Below are 3,176 nucleotides of genomic sequence, written 5' to 3' on the forward strand. Positions count from 1 at the left end.
GTCCCCTGAGGCGTTACCCCGCAGAGCGTGGGAACGATCATGCGCGCTCCCATACTTCGAAGTTGTACGCGGGTTTATCTTCAACCGCCGGGTTTTCAAAATTCGACACCAGCTTCCATTCGCTCAGATCAAACTCCGGAAACCACGCATCCCCTTGCGGGCTCAGCGCCACGCGGGTCAGGTACAGCCGATCGGCTTGCGCCAGTCCCTGCGCATACAACTGCGCGCCGCCAATCAGCATCAGTTCATCAACGCCCTGGGCTTTCGCCCATTCCTCGGCGCGGGCCACGGCGGCTTCCAGCGACGGATAGACCTCGGCGCCTTCAAGTTGCAGATCGGTCTGGCGGCTGACCACGATGTTCAAGCGCCCCGGCAGCGGCCGGCCGAGCGAATCCCAGGTCTTGCGACCCATGATGATCGGCTTGCCGAGCGTGGTCGCCTTGAAGTATTTGAAGTCCCCCGGCAAGTGCCAGGGCATGCTGTTGTCGACGCCGATCACGCGGTTTTCACCGAGGGCTGCGATCAGGCTGAGGGGCAGTGATTTAGTCATGCCGGCGAGGATACCAGAGCCGCGCTTACCCCGATAAGCGCCACAGCGGTTATGCTCAGTGCTCGATTTAGCGACGGGACGCCGCGTGACTGAACTGACTCCACTGCAAAACCTCTGGCTCACCGAAACCATCCGCCTGCGCGAAGAACACGCGGGGCCGCTGGACGATCTGGAAGCCAATCGTCTGGCCCGCGCCGCTGGCGGCGATCTGCCGAGCCGCATTGCGCGCCGGGCGCTATGGCTGGCCGAGCGTGACGGACTGACCGCCGCCCTCAAGCACTGGCTGCAAGGCGCGCGTCTGGCGCTGGTGCTGCTGATGATTTTCGCCGTGCTCAGCGGCGCCGGTCTGGCTTTCGCCGCACTTGGGCAGACGCCGGTGAATGTGTTCTGGGCGCTGGGCAGTCTGCTCGGGATCAATCTGATTTTGCTGCTGAGTTGGGCGCTGGGCTTGATTTTCGCAGGCGAACACGGCGCCACCCTCGGGCGCTTGTGGCTGTGGCTCAGCGAAAAATTCGCCCGCGATGCCAAAGCCGCGCAACTGCCGCCGGCCCTGCTGTTGCTGCTGCAACGCAAGAAACTCAACCGCTGGGCGCTCGGCGCGTTGGTCAATGGCCTGTGGCTGCTGGCGATGCTCAGCGCGCTGATTCTGTTGCTGACCCTGATGGCCACGCGGCGCTACGGCTTTGTCTGGGAAACCACGATCCTCGGTGCCGACACCTTTATTCACGTCACCCAGGCCCTCGGCTATCTGCCGGCGCTGCTCGGCTTCAATGTGCCGACCGAGGAAATGATCCGCGCCAGCGGCGCCGGCGCACTGGATATTGAAAGCGCACGACAGGCCTGGGCGACCTGGCTGGTCGGCGTGCTGGTGGTCTACGGCGTGCTGCCGCGCCTGCTGCTCGCGCTGTTCTGCCTGTGGCGCTGGAACCGCGGCAAAGCCGCGCTGCGTCTGGATCTGAATCTGCCCGGCTACGCGCAACTGCGCGAACGGTTGATGCCAACCAGCGAACACCTCGGCGTCAACGACCCGGAGCCGGCGCAACTGCATCGCGTCGAAAGCAACGTCGGCGAACTCGCCAGCGAAGGCGCGCTGCTGGTGGCGATCGAGTTGGACGAACAGCGTCCGTGGCCACCCGTGCTGCCGAAAAACGTCAGCAACGCGGGCATCCTCGACAGTCGCGAATCGCGGCACAAGCTGCTCGAACAACTCAGTCGCTTCCCGCCGGCTCGGCTGGCCATCGCCTGCGATCCGCGACGCTCGCCGGATCGCGGCAGCCTCGCGCTGATCGCCGAACTCGCGCGCAACGCCGGCGCCACTCGCATCTGGCTGCTGCAAGCGCCGCCTGGCGAAGCGCTGGACGGGCAACGTCTGGGTGACTGGCACGCGGCGCTGCAACAGCTGGAACTGCCATTCGCCGATTGCGCGCCGATGAACTGGCTGGAGAGCGGACATGACTGATGCACGCAAGGCCCCGCTGAAACTCGCGGTTGTCGGCCACACCAACGTCGGCAAGACCTCGCTGCTGCGCACGCTGACCCGTGACGTCGGCTTCGGCGAAGTCTCGCATCGGCCGAGCACCACCCGGCATGTCGAAGGCGCGCGGTTGTCGGTGGACGGCGAGCCGTTGCTCGATCTGTACGACACGCCGGGGCTGGAAGATGCGATCGCCCTGCTGGATTTTCTCGAGCGTCTGGAACGCCCCGGCGAACGCCTCGACGGCCCGGCACGACTGGCGCGGTTTCTCGACGGCAGCGAGGCGCGCCAGCGTTTCGAACAGGAAGCCAAGGTACTGCGACAACTGCTGGCCTCCGATGCCGGTCTGTATGTGATCGACGCCCGCGAACCGGTGCTGGCCAAGTACCGCGACGAGCTGGAAGTGCTCGCCAGTTGCGGCAAACCGCTGCTGCCGGTGCTGAATTTCGTCAGCAGCGCCAACCATCGCGAACCCGATTGGCGTGAAGCGCTGGCGCGGTTGGGGCTGCATGCGTTGGTACGTTTCGACAGCGTCGCGCCGCCCGAGGATGGCGAGCGGCGCTTGTACGAGAGCCTCGCCCTGCTATTGGAAAACGCCCGGCCGCAACTGGAGCGCTTGATCGCCGACCAGCAGGCGCAGCGCCTCGCCCGTCAGCAAAGCGCCGCACGCCTGATTGCCGAATTGCTGATCGACTGCGCCGCGTGCCGGCGCAGTGTGGTCAGCGAAGCCGAGCAGGAGCAGCAGGCAATCAGCGAGCTGCGCAAAGCCGTACGCCAGCGTGAGCAGAAGTGCGTTGAGGCGTTGCTCAAGCTCTACGCGTTTCGCCCGCAGGACGCGGCGGCCAGCGACTTGCCGCTGCTCGACGGGCGTTGGGGCGATGATCTGTTCAACCCGGAAACCCTGAAGCAACTCGGCGTGCGCGTCGGCGGCGGCATTGCTGCCGGTGCGGCGGCCGGCGCTGGTGTGGATTTGCTGGTCGGCGGGATTACCCTCGGCGCGGCAGCACTGGCCGGCGCGATTGCCGGTGGCGCACTGCAAACGGCGCGCAGTTATGGCAGCCGCTTGCTCGGCAAGATCAAAGGCCAGCGGGAACTGACGGTGGATGACGCCGTGCTGCGCCTGTTGGCGCTGCGCCAGCGCCAGTTGTTACT

Annotated in this window: 3 protein-coding genes; 2 read left to right on the top strand and 1 reads right to left on the bottom strand. The window is 65.7% G+C overall.

Going from position 1 to position 3,176, the window contains the following annotated elements; all coding sequences use genetic code 11:
* Positions 1-37 precede the first annotated feature (37 nt).
* On the bottom strand, positions 38-550 hold the full coding sequence (locus tag F8N49_RS26760) for a dihydrofolate reductase (protein WP_071172197.1): 513 nt from the start codon (positions 548-550) through the stop codon (positions 38-40).
* A gap of 85 nt (positions 551-635) precedes the next feature.
* Here F8N49_RS26760 and F8N49_RS26765 point away from each other — a divergent pair, with 85 nt between their 5' ends.
* Together F8N49_RS26765 and F8N49_RS26770 are read left to right on the top strand one after the other, a co-directional pair.
* Complete coding sequence (locus F8N49_RS26765; protein WP_151553239.1) at positions 636-2,009, top strand: DUF2868 domain-containing protein; 1,374 nt, start codon at positions 636-638, stop codon at positions 2,007-2,009.
* Positions 2,002-3,176: GTPase/DUF3482 domain-containing protein (locus tag F8N49_RS26770; protein WP_151553240.1), on the top strand; the 1,175-nt coding region annotated here is incomplete at its 3' end. The genes F8N49_RS26765 and F8N49_RS26770, both read left to right, overlap by 8 nt.

The organism is Pseudomonas sp. GXM4 (assembly GCF_008923895.1).
Lineage (GTDB): Bacteria > Pseudomonadota > Gammaproteobacteria > Pseudomonadales > Pseudomonadaceae > Aquipseudomonas > Aquipseudomonas atacamensis.